We start from the raw sequence: 17820 nt of genomic DNA on the forward strand, positions 1-17820 counted from the left end.
TGTCGTTATGTCAGCAATCGTTCGTGTAATTGTTCAGGCGTCGGTACCGTATAGGTCGCAACCGTCTCATTTGGTCGTTCGTTGATCAGACATGTGGCAATACCCGCACGATGTCCCGCTAAGACGTCGAGTTCCCGGTCTCCGATCATGATCGTCTCGTCTAGAGCCATCTGATGCCGATGAATCAAGTACGTGACAGCTTCCGGATCCGGCTTACGGACGAAGCCATGTTCTGCAGTCAGGATGTCTTGAAAATGATGCGTCAATTCGTGTTTTGCAAGCAGCGCATGAATGGATGTTCCGCGATGGGTGACGATATGATGCGTCGCACCACTTGCCGATAATGTCTCAAGCAATTCATGAATTCCTGGAAACGGACCGGACCGTTCGCGCTCGATCGTCGCCTTTTGTTGTTTGTAGTTCGTAATGAACGCTTCGGACACCGCAAACGCCTCATACATCGTCTTTGCCGAGATCGCCATCAGCTCAGCGACACGTTCTCGATCGACCGATTGCCCCTCGCTCTCGAGCATGTCCACGAAAACATCGATCAACACCGGATAGGTATCGAACAAGGTGCCGTCAAAATCCCAAATGAAGTGTTTCAACATCTGCCTCTTCCTCTCCCACTTTCTTAACACCAACAAAGACGGCTTTCCCGTCCATCTCGACCTTCCAGTCGTTGTGATTAAGTCCTTGACCGGAGACATGGATTCTCACCTGACCTGATCGTCCTATCTCATGTCCTTGCTCGACGGTGATCATCGTTTCTGAGACGGATGGCTTCATGAATTTTCGGTAATAGACACCCATCACACCACTCGCCGTTCCTGTTACCGGATCTTCGACGCTACCTGATCCCGTTGCTGAGAAGCGACGTCCGTGTAAAGTCGCCTGCGCATCATATGTATCGAAACAGATGTGGTGAATCGATGCTTGAGGATAGTCAGCCAAAACGGATGCAAATTGTTGATGATCTGGCATCATCCGTTGAAAATCGACGAGACGGCGAATCGGCGTTTAAGACGACTCCGGCTGGATTACCGGTTCCTGGTGTCGTCGTAAATATATCATAGTGCATCAATCATCTGTCTCCTCCTGTCCAATTTTCAGATCACGCACCGTGTTGTTATGTGTCTTTGATTTCTGACATCCTGATTTCATGTTTATTAGATAAGTCTAACAGAACAGATGAAAAAACAAGGACGAGACGCCCTTGCCTTAGGATGATTGCATTTGCTGCCAGTCGTCTTCTTCATAAATCGACTGGACCCATTCGATCGGTACATAGAGGGACCTTGCAATCGCTTCGTCTGTTTTACCCAGTTTTCGCAACAGATGGACGATTCGAATCCTTCGTTCGAGCTCCCGGTCATCCGGTATCAGTTCAGGCATCATCTTCTCTTCTCCTTTCCACTGAATCGGCGATGGTGTTTTCATGATGATACCCGATTATTATCTGAATATTCCGATTGGTGCATAGAAGCAAGGATTTTTGATAAAGTTCCGAGAAAGATAACAGACAGGAATTCGATTCATTTTGACGAATGACTAGAAGGTAGACGCACCGATCACGAAGTCATGCGTCAAACCAACAGATTAGGAGCATCTATATGATTAAATCCAAAAAACGGTTTCAGCTAGCGATCGGTTTGCTATTGATTGGTGTTTTTAGCGGGATCCTTTTTGATGCATTGGGCTACTTTCCGCACGCGACAGCGTATCTATTGAGTATTCCGATCGCTTCCCATGACACGGAATTTCTTTTAGGATGGATCGTTACTGGTGTCACGATCGCAGGGCTTGTTTTGCTTCCCTTGTCCTTACGACGACATCACGTCATTACGACGTTCGTATGTCTCATAGCCATCATTGTAACGCCGCACGTCATGTAATGTTTGCGAATGGCTCGCTTCATTCCCATTGCAATATAAACCAATTTGAATGTATCGCTTACGACTACGCCAATGGATCGTCTTGATTCATTGGCTTTTTCTCATCTAAAAAGTAAAGTCTACTTTACAAAATGTAAAACAGACTTTACAATACAGATAACTGGAAAGGAGGTCGCTGGATGAAGCTGACGAATCAAGTCCGGATTTACCGCCAACAACAGAAGTGGACGCAGGAACAGTTCGCTGAACGGATCGGCGTGACACGCCAGACCGTCATCTCGCTTGAAAAAGGCAGCTATACGCCATCCTTATTACTCGCAATGCAAATTGCTCGCGTCTTCGATCGACCAGTGGAGGAATTATTTCAATTAGAGGAGGAGTCTTGATGAACCGCGTCATAACCCAATCTGTTTTAAATTGTTGTCTCTATTTTTTAGCTGCGTCTCTCATCAGTGCGATTCATGACAAACTTCAATTATTTCAAGATGATCCTGTATCCGGTACCGGTCTGTCGTTTGAGCTCGATCTCAGCATCATGCTGCCACTGGTCATCATCGCTATTGTCGTCTCATGCATTGGCTATCTCTCACGAACGGATCGCTCCCGGTCATTTTCAAAATGGTCGACGTCAACAGCAGAATTCTCTGACTCGGACGAACGAGAAGCCCTTATCACTGGTAAGGCGACCCGCGCGGCGTACGTTGCTTTTTTGATCAGTCTTCCTATCCTGATGATTGCCTTTTTATTTGAACAGCCACTACTTGAACGGTATCCTTCGTTTCCGTTTTATGCGATCGCGCTCGTCCTATCGGTTGGAACCCTTACCTATATGACCGCTTGGATCGTCCACGTTCGCCGCTAACATCGTTTGACGAAGGACTATTGAGTTTGCGCCTGCTCCGGATGGTCCGTCAGTTGACCCTCTTCGTGATACACCGTTTCCCTAGCATATACATGTGACCGATTACAATCCGACAACAATGCCACAATGATGGCATATTCTATCTAGATGGGAGGTTAATATATGCAGACGACGCACCACTCATTTAATACGCAACGTTACCACATTCGTCCGGCTCGTCTTAGTGATGCTGAAGCACTTGCTGTACTACGTCAAGCACTCGACGCGGAAACGGAGTACTTCGACCGGATGCCTGGTGAGGACGTGATGACGGCGACCGATTTCGTTGATCAGTTACACAATTCATTGGTTCCGGATCAAATCCTCGTCGTTGAACGGGAGGAACAACTCATTGCTTACGCCAGGTGTCGTGGATTTGCATTAAAGCGCTTTGCTCATAAAGCATCGTTCGGCTTAGGTGTCCTGCGTTCGGATTGGGGACAAGGAATCGGCACCCAATTGACGATCCGGATGATCGCTTGGGCGAAGACGCAGTCGCTTCTGAAAATCCAACTCGAAGTCGTCGAGACGAATCACGGGGCGATCCGACTCTACCAGCGCCACAGTTTCCTAGAAGAAGGACGACTACGCCACGATCGGTTGCTGTCGGACGGCTGTTATTATGATACCGTCCTGATGGGCTTAGCGTTATGAGACTCTCATTATCGATCGCGACGTATAACATTTGGCATCATCCACACAAGCGTCAGGAACGGTTTGCGGCATTGTGTGCGGAAATCAATCAGCATCAACCGGATGTTCTTCTTCTGCAGGAAGTGATGTCGACGTTTCATCCGGATGAACCGTTCGTCTCAATCGCCGAACATCTCGCAGAGGCGACCGGTTATCCGTATTGGATGATGGATCCTTATATGGATTCACCGGATGAAGGACTTGCCATTTTAACGAAACTGCCGTTTGAGCGAACGGATGCGAGTGCCGCAGCGACAGCAAACATCAACCATCACTGTGCGATTCGGATTCCGTTTTCGATTGAAGGTGTTCGATTTGCCGTGACGAACATTCATTTCAACTGGCGTGCTTCAGACATTCGACTCGATCAACTTCGATTCGTCAACGAATGGATTGCCTCACAAACAGATGACGCGACGGTCGAGTTCCTTGGTGGTGACTTTAATGATTGTCCAAATTCTTCTCTGCATCAAGCAACGCTTAATGAGTGGGTCGATCTCGCTGACAGTTTTGCCATGCGGACCGGTCAACTTGCTCCTGTGACTCTTGATCCTATGACGAATTCGTATGCTAAAAAGAATGACGGAATCACGACACCTGCCCGGTACGATTGGTTGCTGTGTCAACGCTCACCGGCACCAGTGACCTTACAACGCGTTCAATTGATCGGACATGAACGACTGCCCCATCACGTCATACCAAGTGATCATTATGGGGTCCTCGCTCATATGACGATTCACTAAAACGACGAGGCTGACTCAAAAAAGAATGACGCGTCTTTTTACGCCTTTTCCTCAGGCGAGACACAAGCCAGTTTTCTTGCTTCATTCAAGCAGGAAAGCGGGTCTTGTTCGTCTCTGACAGCGCATAATGCACTTTTTCCTGTAGGAGTGGCGTGTGACGCGTCATTTTTTTTACGAGATAAGGGTGGCAGATCATCATTCTGCCACCCTTATCTTTAGAGGATGACATGTGAGTCAGCCCCGTCGTTTATTTTTTATATTCTTTTTCTGTTCCGTCCGAGAAGTCAATCTCTACCTCGAGGCGGGACGCATCTTGAATCGCAAATACACGCTCCACTTCCGCGATGACATCTTTCTCAGATGTATCCGCATCTACTTTTAAGTTCTTGAACTTCGCGTCGAGTTCCGTCATCGCCGCGTCCCCGCGTTTGTTTTCATCTTTATACTGGTATTCGGCTTCCGTGCCGTCATTCTCTCGGTCATAGCTGATGTCGATTGCGTCCATATCCCCGTTGACGTCCGCTTCAATCGATAAACTGGTGAATCCATAATCCGTATCTGCATTTTTCGTGACCGCATCCTTATCTTTCATCGTATTGTCGGTCGTATTCGAGTTTGTAGATCCGTCCTCGACCTTGTCCGTCGCCGTTTCGTCGTTCCCACATCCTGCTACCATTAAACTCATCGCAAATAAGGTCGCAACACCATATCCTGTAACATATCCTCTCTTCATTCCATCACATTCCCTTCTGCTGGAATCGGATGCACTTTCAATAGCCGAGCAAGATGCAAAAGATTGGCAGCTAAAAACTGGGCATGCCGTTTCGTGAAGTCATTGTCACGTCCGGCTTCGATGTAAGACGGTCCAGGTCCCGCTTCACCGACCCAGTACGCATCGACATTGGGGGGAATCGTGAATCCAATGTGCGACAGACCGTATAAAATCGACGCGGACGCGTGTTTCGCCCCATCCTCGTTGCCGGTGACGATGACACCACCGACCTTGTTATAATAGATGGCTTGTCCAACGTCGTTCGTCAAGCCACTTCCCCCGTATAATCGTTCGATGACTTGTGTCGCGACACTACTTTTTTCACCGAGCCACAGCGGCGTCCCGATGACGACGATATCTGCCTGTTTGACTTTGTCGAAGAGTGCAGGCCATTCGTCGCCATTTCCTTCATCTTCCGTCACACCGAATGCGACTTGATGATCGACGACACGGATGATTTCTGAATCGACGTCCTCATGCTCCCAGTACGCGATCACGTCACGAATCAACGCTTCCGTATTCGATGGTTCTTGTGATGCTTTTAAAGTACAGTTCAAAAATAAAGCGCGTACCATCCATTCATCCTCCCCTATTGAATTGACATGTTCCTCGTCCTTAATCCTTTCCTGATTCCGATCTTAAGTAAACAAAAAAGCCTCCGCCTTCGCGAAGACTTTCCTCGTCAGAGACAAGACTTGATGTGTTGATAGTTTTGATTGCCACCGGATAAGTTACAGACGTCCCTGAACCCGAGATTCTTCAAGACGTTCTGTGCCGCGTTTCCTGTGACACCTTTATTGCAGTAAACGATCGTCGGTACCGTCGGATCAAGTTCCTGCGCCCGCTCACGTAACTCACCGAGCGGAATATGGATTGCCCCGTCGACATGACTCTTCTCGAACTGAGCGCGTGACCGCGTATCGATGATTTGGAAGACATTGCCCGCAGCGACCTCTTCCATCAAAGCATTCGGTGTTTTCAGACGGGCCGTTCGTTTGATCGCGTTATCGAGGGCCATCCCGGTGTAAAGAATGGGGTCCTTCGTCGTCGAGAATGGCGGCGCATAGGCCAGATCAAGATGGAATAAGTCTTCCGCTTTTGCTTTGAAGCTGATTGCGGTCGCAAGGACATCGATCCGTTTATCGACCCCTTGCGGACCAACGATTTGGGCACCGAGGACACGACCATCGTTCCGATCTGCGATCGCCTTGATGACCATTTCTTTCCCGCCGAGATATTCCGGACGATCCGGCTTGATGTTGTGTAACACTTCGATATCATACCCGGCGTCGCGGGCTTCTTTTTCAGTCAATCCGGTCTGGGCGACCGTCAAATCGAATGCTTTAAAAATACCCGTTCCAAGGATTCCCCGGTGTTCAATCGCTTCACCAGTGATGACCATCCCAGCGATTCGTCCCATCTTGTTTGCCGTCGAACCAAGCGGGCGGTAAAGGGGTTGACCGGTGATGAGCGAAAAGCTCTCGGCGACATCGCCGACCGCATAAACGTCCTCGATGTTCGTTTGCATCTGTCGATTGACGGCGATCGCACCGGTCTGTCCAATCGTCACGCCGATCTCTTGTGCGAGTTGCGTGTTTGGTTTGACACCGACTGACAGGATGACGAGATCCGTCTCGATCGTCTCGCCACTTGCAAGAACGACTGCACGAGCCGTTTTCTCCCCTTCGAACGAAGCGACGGACTCACCGAGTCGCAAGATGACGCCGTTCGCTTCGAGATGGTCACTAACGCGTTTTGCCATATCAACGTCTAGCGGTGGCATGACTTGCGCCAATCGTTCGACGAGCGTCACTTCGATTCCGCGATACGTCAACTGCTCCGCCATCTCGAGTCCAATGAATCCGCCGCCGACGATGACAGCACGTTTTGGAGCTTGCGCGTCGACGTACCGACGAATCGCTTCCGCATTGCGGATGTTACGTACCGGAAAAATGTTTTCGAGATCGACGCCCGGTAGCGGCGGAATGATGCTAGAGGCACCCGTCGCGAAAACGAGCGTATCGTACGTATCCGTGAATGTCTCACCCGTATTCAGATGACGGATCGTTGCTGTCTTCGTCTCATGATCGATCGCTTCGACGTTATGACGCGTCTTGACGTCGATGTTGTAACGTTTCTTGAAGAACGCCGCGTCGCGTGGTGTCAATTCATCGAGCTCAGCGATCTCACCACCGACGAAATAGGGAATGCCACAACCGGAATAGGAGATGTCCTCGTCCCGGTCGTAGATCGTGATCTCTAAGTCTTCACTATTGCGGCGTGCCTTCGCCCCGACCGATGTGCCGGCAGCGACCGAGCCGATGATAAGTAGTTTTGTCATAGAAACGTCCTCCTTTTAATAGAGCAGTAAGCTGATATAGAGCCCGAGCAACGCGATGGCGAGCGTCGGAATCGTCAAGACGGTACCGATTTTGAAATATTGTCCCCACCCAATCCGGACTCCTTTCGAGCGCAAGACATGGAGCCACAATAATGTCGCGAGACTGCCGATCGGCGTGATTTTTGGACCGAGATCGCTACCGATGACATTCGCGTAGATTAAGGCGTCACGAATCGCACCCGTCGTTGCCGTATGCTCGATTGATAACGCATTGATCATGACGGTCGGCATATTGTTCATGACTGAGGATAACAGAGCGGCAAGGAAGCCCATTCCGAACGTCGCCGATGCGAGGTTCGTCGCCATCCACTCGATCAACTCCGCAAGGACTTGAGTCAGCCCCGCATTGCGCAGACCGTAGACGACGATATACATGCCAAGCGAGAAGAAAACGATCGCCCACGGGGCACCGGCAAGGACCTTCTTCGTCGGGACGCTTGGTGATTTTTGCGCCAGGAATAAGAAGAAGACGGCGATGATGCCAGCAACGAGACTGACCGGAATGCCGATTGCATCACTCGTGAAATACCCGATGAGCAACAAACCAAGGACGATCCACGAAGCACGGAACATCCGTATATCTCTAATCGCAGACGTCGGTTGCGCCAAATCCTCGACAGCATAAAGTTTCGGGATCTGCTTCTTGAAATAGAGATACAAGACGAGTAGACTTCCCGCGACTGAAAAGACGTTGACAAAGACCATCCGCGCCGCATACGCCGTAAAGCCGATGTGAAAGAAGTCCGCCGAGACGATGTTGACGAGGTTTGAGATGACGAACGGAAGACTCGCCGTGTCGGCGATGAAGCCGGAGGCGAAGACATACGCCAGGACGACCGCATCCGGTAACTTCAAATGACGGACCATCGCGAGGACGATCGGTGTCAGGATCAAGGCAGCCCCATCATTCGCGAACAAGGCCGAGACAAGAGCACCGAGTAACGTCATGTAGATGAAGAGTTTCAGACCGCCACCGCGAGCGATCCGGGCCATATGTAACGCGGCCCATTCAAAGAAGCCGATCTCATCTAAGATCAACGAGATGACGATCAAAGCGATGAAGGTGAACGTCGCATTCCAGATGATCCCCCAGACGGTCGCGACGTCTCCCAGTTCGACGACGCCCGTTAAAAGTGCGACAATCGCCATCCCGATTGCCGAGTACCCGATGCCGAGCCCTTTCGGTTGTTTGATGATCAAAAATAAGGTGATCAGAAATATTCCGATCGCTAGCCATTGTGATGCTGTCAATTAATTCACTTCATTTCTTCATTTGATAGCAGTCGTATGAGGACTGCGATTAACACGTTATTGTATTAGGAACGTCTGCTACGCCCACTTGTTCGAGGATTCGTCGCAACAGGTCATGCTGCCCATGCTCTGAATTTAGTCGAAAGTAGTTCCATTGGCGCTCCCGTCTTTCCAAAATGACACCAGCTGACCGAAGTAGTTTGAGATGACGACTGACTGCCGGTTGTGAGATGCCAAACAAATCAACGAAGTCACAGACACAATGCTCTCGCACCGCAAGACGTCGGATGATTTCAAGTCGGGTCGGATCTGAGAGCAACTTCAGAAACTGACTGACTTCTATGGTCGAATGATCGGCGGTGATGGATGACATATCGGTTTCCCCTCTTTCTCGATTTCGTTCGATGACATAACCATATTATTATATAACATGATAGTTATGCAATGTCCTTTCACCGTAAATCGTTTCGACGTTCCAACAACAACACATCGCGCCATACTCCATGATGTCTTGCAATCGCACGCCGTCGACCGACAAGTTCGAATCCGAGTCGCTCATGCAAGCGTCTGCTTGCCTCGTTTTCAGGAAACAGTTGAGACTGAAGCGTCCAGATGCCTTGAGTGTCCGCAAAATGAACCATCGTCTCTAACAAAAGTCGACCACCGCCTTTACCACGGACGGAGCGTTCTACATAGATACTGACTTCTCGAATCCCACTGTAAACAGTTCGTTCAGATATCCGACTCAACTTTCCCCAACCGACAATAGAGTCTTCCTTTATCAATACGAATCGTTCACATTGGGTGATCGCATTCCAAAATGCATCCGAATCAATCGTCATCTCGAATGTCGCATTTCGATCTTCAATCCCTTGACGATAAATCTCAATCACTTGAAGACGATCCTCTTCTTTCATCCATCGAACGTACATCCAAAATCCTCCTTTTCGTCTGATTAATTAAATCATCATCTATTTACTTGCAAAATGCAAATATTTATCGTATAACTGACTCATCAACGATATTTTGAAAGGAGACTTTACATGACTGAGACACGTGAGTTGTTTCAAACGTTCACCCGCCGCTTTGGTTTGCTTAACAAGAATTGCTGCGCCTTTCTGGATGAAGATATTTCACTTGTCCAAAGCCATTTATTATATCAAGTCGCGAAACACCCAGATTCCTCGATGCAAGAAATTGCTGACCAACTCGCTCTTGATATCACTACATTCAGCCGACAAGTACAAACATTGATTAAACGAGACCTACTAGTAAAGCGTCCCGCGATCAACGATCGGCGAATTCACCTACTTCGCCTGTCCGAAAAAGGATTGCGTGTTGCTCAAGCCATCGACGAAGAGATGAACACGTATCTGGATGCCATCTTCTCATCAATGACTTCCTTCGAAAAAGCACATGTCCTCCAGGCAATCGACTTGCTTAATACGAAGATGGGCGAGAGTGACATCTGTTGTAAACCATGTCTCTAATACTTGCAATTTACAAACAAAAAGGAGGTTTTATTCATGCCATACGGTTCTTCCCACCCAATCGTCATCATCGGTGCCGGACCGATCGGTCTTGCAGCTGCAGCTCAACTTGTAGTGGAAGGTCAATCGTTTTTATTATTTGAGAGAGGTCCTTCGATTGCGCATCAGGTCAAAAAATGGGAACACGTTCGGATGTTTTCAACATGGCAATACAATATCAGTGATGCAGCACGTCATTTGCTCGAGTTGACGGACTGGAGCGCCCCAACGGACGATGCTGTGCCGACCGGTACTGAATTAATCAATCAATATCTTGCCCCACTTGCTGCTTTACCGGAAATTGCTCCTTTCCTACATTTCCAACATGAGATTCTCTCGATCTCACGGGCAGGTCTAGACAAGATGACGAATGCCTCACGCGAAGTGACGCCGTTTGAATTAGTCATGGACACGCCGAATGGACGTAAACATATTCTCGCTCGCGCGGTCATCGATGCATCTGGCGTCCTCCGGCGACCAAACCCTGCTATCAGTTCTGGTCATCGAGTCGAAATCGAGCAGAACTTACCTGTCCGGTATTCGATCGTAGATGGGAAACGTGATACTGTTGTTTTCGCGAATCAATCCGTCGCTGTCATCGGTAGCGGGCACTCGGCTTTGAACTCGCTCCTTGAACTCGTTTCCATTAAAGCGCACCACCCTGAAACGGAGATTCATTGGATCCTTCGCAAATCGGATCCCGTTCAAGCTTACGGCGGCGAAGATAAGGATGCACTGGAAGGTCGCGGGGCACTCGGTTCACGTATCCGTCAGCTCGTTGAAGGAGATCAGATTAGGATTCACTCCAACTTCAAGACCCAATCCATTGAATCAAAAGGACAGTCGTTTGGCATCACTGCGCAAGATGGTCGATCCCTCCATCACATCGATCAGCTAATCGTCAACGCAGGAAGTCGACCCGACTTTTCGTTCCTCGAGGAAGTACGGCTTGATATCGATCCTGTCACCGAGAGTAGTCGAGTACTTGCTCCTCTGATTAATCCGAACTTTCATAGTTGCGGAACTGTCCGTCCACATGGGGAAGCGGAGTTACGTCATCCTGATCACGGACTTTATCTGGTCGGTGCGAAGAGTTACGGTCGTGCTCCGACCTTCCTGCTTGCTACCGGTTATGAACAAGTTCGATCAATCGTTGCTTTTCTTGTCGGAGATGAGGCACGTGCCAAGCAGGTCAATTTATCATTACCAGAGACGGGTGTGTGCAACGTTTCTCTGCCACAATCATCGACTTCCTGTTGCTCTTAAAAATATACATCGGACCAGTCTTAGACAGGTCCGATTTTTTCTGCTAGCTCTATGATCACACCTTCTGGTCCTCTTATGTAACATAGGCTATACTCATTTTCGTAATTCGCGACGTCCCCAATCGGTTGATATCCATGATTCGCTAACCGTTTGAGGAGTGTATCGAGTCCTGTCACTTCAAAACAGAGATGACGTAAACCACTGGAATAAACGGTCTGGACGACAGTGGACGTCTCAACTGGTCGTTTGAACCGAACCAGTTCGAGCCAGATTGCTTCACCTGGTAACCCAAGAGCAACACATTCCGTCTTTGCACCGTCTAGATCCAACAAACGATCGAGCAACTTCCCTTCCATTTCCCATCGTCCACGTACTTCGAGCCCGCAAAGCGAAAAAAAGTGAATCGCTTCTTCTAGGTTCACGACGTTCAGACTGATATGATCCGTTCGTTTAATTGGCATCCGTCATTCCCCCTCAAGTGTGTCAGAATGTTGTCAAACCGTTGCTAGAAAGCACATCTAGAGCGTTTCGACGTAGTGTCTGCAGTTTGTATCGTCATTAAAATATAAGTATGAAAGATTGTGTCCACTTACGAAAAGGAGTCGAAATAACATGGAAGACGTCAACCTTCTCGTCCTTGCGACCTAGAACATATTTTGGGTCAGATTCGGTCTGATTACCTTCTCTGCCGTCAAAACGATGTCCGCAACGAAAAAATTGAAATCCACTTAATCAAAAGACTGAACTGAACCCTGAATGGTGGACACTTGATAAAAGACCCCATTCGGGGTTTTTTGTGTTTAAAGATATCGATATACTGTACCTATTCAATTTAGACGGGGGAACTATTCATGAACAGACGCACCTTCAATCCAGATCAAATCAAACAACTTGAAGCGAATCTTCACGTATCCTCTGTATCAGATCGTACGATTCAATACAAAGGAGAATTTAAGATTCACGCTGTACGTGAGAATTTAGCTGGTAAGCGACCGATACAAATCTTTGAGGAAAGCGGCTTTGACTTGGACATGATCGGTAAGCAAACGCCGAACGAAGCGCTGAAACGGTGGCGGAAGACATATCGCATTTATGGAGAAGAAGGACTCTTGAATGAGAGACGTGGAAAATCTAATCTTGGAGGTCGACCGAAAAAAGATGATTCCGTCGAACGACGACTTGCGAGAGCTGAAGCACGAATCAAGTACCTCACAGCGGAGAATGAATTACTAAAAAAGCTAGAAGCTCTCGAAAGAGAGGCGAAGTACCGAAACTAACGGCATCTGAACGTTATCAGGCAATCAATATTGTCTTACGAAAACAATCGTCGAGTCGGTTCGTGACGGATCTATGTATGCTCGCTGAAGTGAGCCGCAGCGGTTATTACGCCTGGCTCGCACGTACAGATAGTGTTTCCCTTCGGGAAGAACGCGACTATGCGGACTACCTCCTTCTGAAACATGTTCATGATCGTCATAAGGGAAAAATCGGCTATCGTGGTCTTTACATGGAGATGCTTGATCTTATCGGGGGACCGATGAATCATAAACGTATTTTGCGTATCATGAGGAAGTTTGGAATCGTGACGAAAATCCGTAGGCAGAACGCCTACCGTAAAATCGCTAAAGCGACATATGAACATAAGACTGTACCAAATCACTTGAACCGTCGGTTCGATCAGCAGGAGCCTGGTAAAGTATTCGTCACAGACATCACTTATCTCCGTATTGGATCTGGTCAAACTGTTTATCTTTCTTGTGTGAAGGATATCGCTACACGTGAAATTATGGCACATCATGTATCTAAAAGCCTCCATATGGAACTCGTCCTTCATACAACGAATAAACTCGCAGAACGACTTCAAGGGAATATACACCCGGAAGCCATGATACATTCCGATCAAGGATTCCATTATACGCATCCTGCTTATCAAACACGCATCCGTGAGATGGGAATGCTTCAATCCATGTCTCGTAGAGGAAACTGCCTGGATAATGCCCCGATGGAATCGTTCTTTGGGCACTTGAAAGATTATGTCGATTATAAATTAGCATCTAACCTCGATGAGGTCTGTGCCATGGTCGATGCTTACATTGATTATTACAATAGCGAACGAAGACAATGGAAACTACAAAAGATGACTCCGGTACAATACCGAAGCCATCTCATAGCAGCTTAAAACGTTAAGGGTGCTTTTATTAAACTGTCCAAACTGTAGGGCTCAGTTCATATTTTTGATGACATTAGTGGGATTTTTAATATTAATTATTCAAACGTTGGACAAATCGGAATGGAAATTGTAATAGAGGAGTCTCGTGAAAATATTACTGAAACAGATTCAGCCCATAAAATTTTTATTGAACTTGGGAAAACCGTATTAGAACAAATCTACTGTGAAACGTTAGATTACCAGTCCTTAATCGATAGCCATTTCAGGTATTTATACAATCCTAAATCCCAATGGGCAAAGTTCACCAAAATCGCAGTCTTTTTATACACAGTCCGAAGATACATTTTAGAACAAGCAACAATTGATGATGAGAAACTCGAGAATGGACCAGGATTTTATCATGACTTAATCGATTTAAATAAAGAGCAGCGCATTCATGCGATCGGAACAACAAACTACAATAATTTCATTTCTGAGATTTTTCAAAAACATGATATGCACGATGTAAGTATTTATCATCTCAATGGTAGTGTTCATGATTATTATGATCCTTACAAAAATCGGATTATCAGTAATCTTGATGAGGTAGATAGTAGTAAACAAATTGTTGTACCATTCATTTTTACCCAAAGTGGGGTTAAACCGCTTACTTCTATCACCATGTCTCAGCGTTATGTTGATCTATATGAAAAATTTAAAGAATGCGATTCAATCGCAATTGTTGGCTACGGTTTCAATGGAGATGATGGACATATCAATGGCATGTTTAGAAGTTTGATTGAAGAAGATCAAAAAGATATTCATATTTTCCATTATAATTCTGATAACTCGACCTTATCATCGCTTCAAAGAGGATATAAAAACAAGTTACGCATAGACTCTACGAGTAAGCTTCACATTCACTTGATAAATAATTCCAGAGTGGTAGAAGAAAGCATTTGGTACGAAATTTTATAAAAAAAAGTGAGTATTTCTTTTGAAGATCTTCAAAAGAAATACTCACTTTTTATCTAAGTTCTTGATCTAACGGGATAATTGCTTCATCAAGCATAGTACGCCAAGCGCGTTTCATACCTGGACCATACTTTAGTAAAATGGCTTCCGGATGTGCTTCTTTGTAATTTGCAAAATTTTTACTTTCAATGATTCGTCCTACATTCGGGATGGCGTCCATTCCAACGTGATATTGTACCGCCGATGTATGCAACTCTTGCTCATCCACACACCACTCCTGTGCAAACGCCTCGATCTTATGCTGATAAGCTTGTGTAAAGTACCGCCGTTTGACTACAAAAATGTCCTCATCTGGTGAAACGACTTGATCATCTATCGCATTTAAAATCGTTTGATAGACTTCTTGCACGACTTCTGATTTTTCGAGTTTCTGAAGCGCTCGTTCAATTTCAGAGCGGATGTCTTCATTATTCGCAGAGTACGTGCCGAGGAGTTGATCAATATAGGTAGAATCAATATCGTATAGTTTAATCGCATTTTCTCCGAAGAATTCGATTTCAGAGTAATCTACTTCGTCGTCCTTATCCTCTTCGGAATTTCCATCATCCATCAATTCTTCAATTAAAGATCCTTTAACTGTGTGATAGATACCAAGGAAAGACTCTAGTGTTTTGACTTGTTCGGTAAGTGCCTGCGATTTCTCCATATCATCGTTGTAGTCATCGTACGTGATCAAAGCTTCAAACGCATTGTTGAGTTCTTGGAATGCTTTAACAAATTCAATCCGTTCTTCTAACGGTGAATGCTCATCAATCTCATCTGGACTTGTCACTTGTTGTAATAATGACTTATGTGCTTTTTTAAACCGTTTCTTCGATTCATCATAAGTCGGATAAATCAAGCTCGAATCCTCATTTTCATTCGAGTAGAGACGCGTCGCCGCGCGGACGTTCTCTTCCATCGTCGCAGGACGACGGAATGTGACGACTAATCCTTTCGTCTTATCCGGATATGTTCGATTCGTTCGTGAGAACGCTTGAATCAAGTTCGCATAGCTGAGGTTCCGGTCGACGAACAATGTCTGGATTGTCGGCGCATCAAAGCCAGTCAGCAACCGATCAACAACGATGACGAGATCGATATGTTTTCCGAATTGCTTGAACTCGGCTTTTTTTCGTGCCAATCGATTATTGATATCGCCGTTATAACGTTCGATATCTTCGATGTACCAAGCCGTTCCATAGTAGTCGTTATAGACACGAATGACTTGGCGCATTTCTTCTTGGACTTCCGTCGCGTTCTCAGTGTTCTCTTGCATTGAGTAGGTAATCGCGATCCGCGGGAAATCGGGATCATCGATCGTCCGTCCTTTTCGAAGTGGGTGCCCAGCAAAGTGTGCCTCCATCCAGTTTGGATTTTGTTTCATCTCTTGAATGGCATGATAATAGCGCTTCGCCATTGCGATCGAACTCGTCGTCAAGATGGCCGATTTTTGTGGTCGCCCGTTCTTGAAGTCGAACTTCGTATAGGCATTATCCGGACGAAACAGCTTCTGCAAGACCTTCTCGATGTGTGCGTCCCGTTCATACAAATCATTCGGGATGTACGTCTCCTTCGTCAGCTCATCCATCTCTTCGATCAAGGTACCGATTTCTTCGTCGGTCCGGTCAGCATATTTAGCATCTGCTCGTAGATTTGAAAAAATATGATTATAGAGCGAGCCAGGCTCAATCGTATCCTCATGTTCGACTTGGAAGCCAAGGACCGATCCATCTTCGAGCGCATTCTTGATCGTATACGTATGTAGAATCTCACCGTATTGATCCCGTGTCGTTCGCGCCAATTGACCTTGTGCTTGTTTCTTGTTTTCATTGAAGATCGGTGTTCCCGTGAAGCCAAACCAGGTCGAGTTCGGGAAGAAGCCTTTGATTGCCTCCATCCCTTCCGCACTCAAAGCACGATGACATTCATCGACGACAAAAATGATATGCTGTCTAATCAGCTTCTGGAAGCGTTGCGTTCCTTTTTCAGCTTCTTGCTTTTGTGCATAACGTAGTGCTGCCTCGAGCTTTTGACGCGTCGTGATGATGACGGTGTTGGAGTTCGTATCCGACAACAGTGTCTCGCTCAATTTCTTCGAGCTCGATGTACCAATGATTAAGCTATTCGCGGAACCTGTCCCAGTCGAGATGCCCGTGTTGAACTCCGAGGCGAACTTCGTGAATTCACTCGTCGTCTGGTTATCCAGGTCTTTTCGGTCAATCAGCATGATCGTCCGGTCGACTCCCGGTTTCCGGGCTAATAACTTCGTCGAGACAAAACTCGTCAGTGTCTTTCCAGACCCTGTCGCATGCCAGACAAAGCCCGATTCATGACGCATCGCTGCCGTGAATAGCGCTTCGATTGCATGAATCTGATACGGATGGAGCACCATCAACGCTTTGTTGTCTTGGTCCTCGCTGACGATCGTGTAGTTCGCAATCAGACGATGCGCATCGGGGATGTTTAAGACTTGTTTGACAAACTCATATAGATTGTCGACTTTCTGATTATTCGTTGTCCGCCAACTGAAGATGAACTTCCGGTGCATGTCCTTGGGCAGCGCATTGGCAAAATAACGTGTTGTCTGTTCGTTCGAGATGACGAACAGCTGCAGTGTCGAGAAGATGTTGTTCCGGAACAAGCCTTCTTCAGCGTATTTCTTGATTTGATGATGCGCTTGGAAGACGCCATCCTTTGCCGTAACTTTCTTCAACTCGATTTGAACGATCGGCAAGCCATTGATTAAGAGCGTGACGTCAAAACGACGATCACGTCCGTCTTCTGTCGACCGTTGTTTCGCAATTTGATGAACGACTTCGTATGTCGAAATACCACCACCAATATCTTGGTTCGAATAGAGAATGAGTGACATGGAACCAAGTGAAGCATCTTCGCGCTCGATCGTAATGCGAGAGATCCCATTCTCTCCTTTTAACCAGCGTGCAGCGTCGAAAGGCGTCTGTGTTTTCGATAATAACTCCGTCTTAATCTTATCGAATTCTGCGTCAGTGATCGGATGTTCGCCAATCTCTGATAAGTTATTGCGCGTAATCTTGTGGCGGAGATTTTCCCATAGATCCTCCTCCGATTTCAAGTCCGGTCGATAGTTCCATTGGTTATGTCCTTCGCCGAGCACCTCAATTAACCGCCGTTCAACAGTCAGCTCATCATCATATGTCAGTTTCACCACGATTCCTCATTTC

At 46.9% G+C, this 17820-nt stretch carries 21 protein-coding genes; 9 read left to right on the forward strand and 12 right to left on the reverse strand.

The window, feature by feature from the left end:
• Positions 1-5: 5 nt before the first annotated feature.
• From Q9R23_RS08620 to Q9R23_RS08635, 4 genes are all read right to left on the reverse strand, one after another.
• Positions 6-611: an HAD-IA family hydrolase gene (locus tag Q9R23_RS08620; RefSeq protein WP_290758368.1), complete on the reverse strand. Its 606-nt coding sequence runs from the start codon at positions 609-611 to the stop codon at positions 6-8.
• Positions 583-984 carry a PhzF family phenazine biosynthesis isomerase gene (locus tag Q9R23_RS08625; RefSeq protein WP_311246862.1) on the reverse strand — a complete coding sequence of 134 codons (402 nt, stop codon included), beginning with the start codon at positions 982-984 and terminating at the stop codon, positions 583-585. Before Q9R23_RS08625 ends, Q9R23_RS08620 begins: the two co-directional genes overlap by 29 nt.
• Positions 947-1081 carry a hypothetical protein gene (locus Q9R23_RS08630; RefSeq protein WP_311246863.1) on the reverse strand — a complete coding sequence of 45 codons (135 nt, stop codon included), beginning with the start codon at positions 1079-1081 and terminating at the stop codon, positions 947-949. Before Q9R23_RS08630 ends, Q9R23_RS08625 begins: the two co-directional genes overlap by 38 nt.
• Before the next feature lie 140 nt (positions 1082-1221).
• Positions 1222-1440, reverse strand: coding sequence for a hypothetical protein (locus tag Q9R23_RS08635; protein ID WP_155960153.1), 219 nt, complete (start codon positions 1438-1440; stop codon positions 1222-1224).
• Between the two features lie 173 nt (positions 1441-1613).
• On the opposite strand from Q9R23_RS08635, the gene Q9R23_RS08640 reads away from it, so the two are divergent.
• From Q9R23_RS08640 to Q9R23_RS08660, 5 genes are all read left to right on the forward strand, one after another.
• Positions 1614-1895, forward strand: coding sequence for a hypothetical protein (locus Q9R23_RS08640; protein ID WP_290758358.1), 282 nt, complete (start codon positions 1614-1616; stop codon positions 1893-1895).
• Positions 1896-2074: 179 nt separating this feature from the next.
• Positions 2075-2281 (forward strand): helix-turn-helix transcriptional regulator, encoded by a 207-nt coding sequence (locus Q9R23_RS08645; RefSeq protein ID WP_035408056.1) that lies wholly within the window; start codon positions 2075-2077, stop codon positions 2279-2281.
• Complete coding sequence (locus Q9R23_RS08650) at positions 2281-2757, forward strand: DUF2178 domain-containing protein (protein WP_290783913.1); 477 nt, start codon at positions 2281-2283, stop codon at positions 2755-2757. The genes Q9R23_RS08645 and Q9R23_RS08650 overlap by 1 nt, the downstream gene beginning before the upstream one ends.
• A 162-nt stretch (positions 2758-2919) precedes the next feature.
• On the forward strand, positions 2920-3450 hold the full coding sequence (locus Q9R23_RS08655; RefSeq protein WP_214853677.1) for a GNAT family N-acetyltransferase: 531 nt from the start codon (positions 2920-2922) through the stop codon (positions 3448-3450).
• A complete protein-coding gene (locus tag Q9R23_RS08660; protein ID WP_311246864.1) occupies positions 3447-4232 on the forward strand; it encodes an endonuclease/exonuclease/phosphatase family protein in 786 nt (261 codons plus the stop codon). The genes Q9R23_RS08655 and Q9R23_RS08660 overlap by 4 nt, the downstream gene beginning before the upstream one ends.
• A 247-nt stretch (positions 4233-4479) precedes the next feature.
• Here Q9R23_RS08660 and Q9R23_RS08665 read toward each other — a convergent pair whose 3' ends face one another.
• From Q9R23_RS08665 to Q9R23_RS08690, 6 genes are all read right to left on the reverse strand, one after another.
• Positions 4480-4965: a YusW family protein gene (locus Q9R23_RS08665; protein ID WP_251137838.1), complete on the reverse strand. Its 486-nt coding sequence runs from the start codon at positions 4963-4965 to the stop codon at positions 4480-4482.
• Complete coding sequence (locus Q9R23_RS08670; RefSeq protein WP_311246865.1) at positions 4962-5579, reverse strand: flavodoxin family protein; 618 nt, start codon at positions 5577-5579, stop codon at positions 4962-4964. Before Q9R23_RS08670 ends, Q9R23_RS08665 begins: the two co-directional genes overlap by 4 nt.
• 107 nt (positions 5580-5686) lie before the next feature.
• Positions 5687-7345 (reverse strand): FAD-dependent oxidoreductase, encoded by a 1659-nt coding sequence (locus Q9R23_RS08675; protein WP_311246866.1) that lies wholly within the window; start codon positions 7343-7345, stop codon positions 5687-5689.
• A 15-nt stretch (positions 7346-7360) separates the two neighbouring features.
• Positions 7361-8656 carry an arsenic transporter gene (locus Q9R23_RS08680; protein ID WP_311246867.1) on the reverse strand — a complete coding sequence of 432 codons (1296 nt, stop codon included), beginning with the start codon at positions 8654-8656 and terminating at the stop codon, positions 7361-7363.
• A 49-nt stretch (positions 8657-8705) separates the two neighbouring features.
• Positions 8706-9029: an ArsR/SmtB family transcription factor gene (locus Q9R23_RS08685; protein WP_214853643.1), complete on the reverse strand. Its 324-nt coding sequence runs from the start codon at positions 9027-9029 to the stop codon at positions 8706-8708.
• Positions 9030-9108: 79 nt separating this feature from the next.
• The gene (locus tag Q9R23_RS08690) at positions 9109-9588 is read right to left on the reverse strand and encodes a GNAT family N-acetyltransferase (protein ID WP_214853640.1); all 480 of its coding nucleotides are present in this window, start codon (positions 9586-9588) and stop codon (positions 9109-9111) included.
• 111 nt (positions 9589-9699) lie between these two features.
• Between Q9R23_RS08690 and Q9R23_RS08695 the strand changes: the two genes are divergently transcribed.
• Together Q9R23_RS08695 and Q9R23_RS08700 are read left to right on the forward strand one after the other, a co-directional pair.
• On the forward strand, positions 9700-10146 hold the full coding sequence (locus Q9R23_RS08695) for a MarR family winged helix-turn-helix transcriptional regulator (RefSeq protein WP_311246868.1): 447 nt from the start codon (positions 9700-9702) through the stop codon (positions 10144-10146).
• Between the two features lie 36 nt (positions 10147-10182).
• Positions 10183-11451, forward strand: coding sequence for an NAD(P)-binding domain-containing protein (locus Q9R23_RS08700; RefSeq protein ID WP_311246869.1), 1269 nt, complete (start codon positions 10183-10185; stop codon positions 11449-11451).
• A 20-nt stretch (positions 11452-11471) separates the two neighbouring features.
• Here Q9R23_RS08700 and Q9R23_RS08705 read toward each other — a convergent pair whose 3' ends face one another.
• The gene (locus Q9R23_RS08705) at positions 11472-11912 is read right to left on the reverse strand and encodes a VOC family protein (protein WP_311246870.1); all 441 of its coding nucleotides are present in this window, start codon (positions 11910-11912) and stop codon (positions 11472-11474) included.
• A 390-nt stretch (positions 11913-12302) separates the two neighbouring features.
• On the opposite strand from Q9R23_RS08705, the gene Q9R23_RS08710 reads away from it, so the two are divergent.
• Both Q9R23_RS08710 and Q9R23_RS08715 read left to right on the forward strand, forming a co-directional pair.
• Positions 12303-13630, forward strand: a protein-coding gene (locus Q9R23_RS08710) for an IS3 family transposase (protein ID WP_396136364.1) whose coding sequence is annotated in 2 segments (ribosomal slippage) — positions 12303-12681 and positions 12681-13630 — 1329 coding nt in all. Because the reading frame shifts where the segments join, the coding sequence is not laid out codon by codon here.
• A 111-nt stretch (positions 13631-13741) separates the two neighbouring features.
• Positions 13742-14578 (forward strand): hypothetical protein, encoded by an 837-nt coding sequence (locus Q9R23_RS08715; protein WP_311246871.1) that lies wholly within the window; start codon positions 13742-13744, stop codon positions 14576-14578.
• 49 nt (positions 14579-14627) lie between these two features.
• Here Q9R23_RS08715 and Q9R23_RS08720 read toward each other — a convergent pair whose 3' ends face one another.
• A complete protein-coding gene (locus Q9R23_RS08720; protein ID WP_311246872.1) occupies positions 14628-17807 on the reverse strand; it encodes a type I restriction endonuclease subunit R in 3180 nt (1059 codons plus the stop codon).
• Positions 17808-17820 lie beyond the last annotated feature (13 nt).

This window comes from Exiguobacterium sp. BRG2, assembly GCF_031844245.1.
GTDB lineage: Bacteria > Bacillota > Bacilli > Exiguobacteriales > Exiguobacteriaceae > Exiguobacterium_A.

Bases quoted from the DNA above. Each gene is read 5' to 3' on its own strand.
- Q9R23_RS08715 (WP_311246871.1), top strand. From the start codon at position 13,742: ATGGAAATTGTAATAGAGGAGTCTCGTGAAAATATTACTGAAACAGAT.
- Q9R23_RS08670 (WP_311246865.1), bottom strand. From the start codon at position 5,579: ATGGTACGCGCTTTATTTTTGAACTGTACTTTAAAAGCATCACAAGAA.
- Q9R23_RS08675 (WP_311246866.1), bottom strand. From the start codon at position 7,345: ATGACAAAACTACTTATCATCGGCTCGGTCGCTGCCGGCACATCGGTC.
- Q9R23_RS08700 (WP_311246869.1), top strand. From the start codon at position 10,183: ATGCCATACGGTTCTTCCCACCCAATCGTCATCATCGGTGCCGGACCG.
- Q9R23_RS08655 (WP_214853677.1), top strand. From the start codon at position 2,920: ATGCAGACGACGCACCACTCATTTAATACGCAACGTTACCACATTCGT.
- Q9R23_RS08665 (WP_251137838.1), bottom strand. From the start codon at position 4,965: ATGAAGAGAGGATATGTTACAGGATATGGTGTTGCGACCTTATTTGCG.
- Q9R23_RS08625 (WP_311246862.1), bottom strand. From the start codon at position 984: ATGCCAGATCATCAACAATTTGCATCCGTTTTGGCTGACTATCCTCAA.
- Q9R23_RS08645 (WP_035408056.1), top strand. From the start codon at position 2,075: ATGAAGCTGACGAATCAAGTCCGGATTTACCGCCAACAACAGAAGTGG.
- Q9R23_RS08695 (WP_311246868.1), top strand. From the start codon at position 9,700: ATGACTGAGACACGTGAGTTGTTTCAAACGTTCACCCGCCGCTTTGGT.
- Q9R23_RS08685 (WP_214853643.1), bottom strand. From the start codon at position 9,029: ATGTCATCCATCACCGCCGATCATTCGACCATAGAAGTCAGTCAGTTT.
- Q9R23_RS08640 (WP_290758358.1), top strand. From the start codon at position 1,614: ATGATTAAATCCAAAAAACGGTTTCAGCTAGCGATCGGTTTGCTATTG.
- Q9R23_RS08620 (WP_290758368.1), bottom strand. From the start codon at position 611: ATGTTGAAACACTTCATTTGGGATTTTGACGGCACCTTGTTCGATACC.
- Q9R23_RS08635 (WP_155960153.1), bottom strand. From the start codon at position 1,440: ATGAAAACACCATCGCCGATTCAGTGGAAAGGAGAAGAGAAGATGATG.
- Q9R23_RS08690 (WP_214853640.1), bottom strand. From the start codon at position 9,588: ATGTACGTTCGATGGATGAAAGAAGAGGATCGTCTTCAAGTGATTGAG.
- Q9R23_RS08705 (WP_311246870.1), bottom strand. From the start codon at position 11,912: ATGCCAATTAAACGAACGGATCATATCAGTCTGAACGTCGTGAACCTA.
- Q9R23_RS08660 (WP_311246864.1), top strand. From the start codon at position 3,447: ATGAGACTCTCATTATCGATCGCGACGTATAACATTTGGCATCATCCA.
- Q9R23_RS08650 (WP_290783913.1), top strand. From the start codon at position 2,281: ATGAACCGCGTCATAACCCAATCTGTTTTAAATTGTTGTCTCTATTTT.
- Q9R23_RS08630 (WP_311246863.1), bottom strand. From the start codon at position 1,081: ATGCACTATGATATATTTACGACGACACCAGGAACCGGTAATCCAGCC.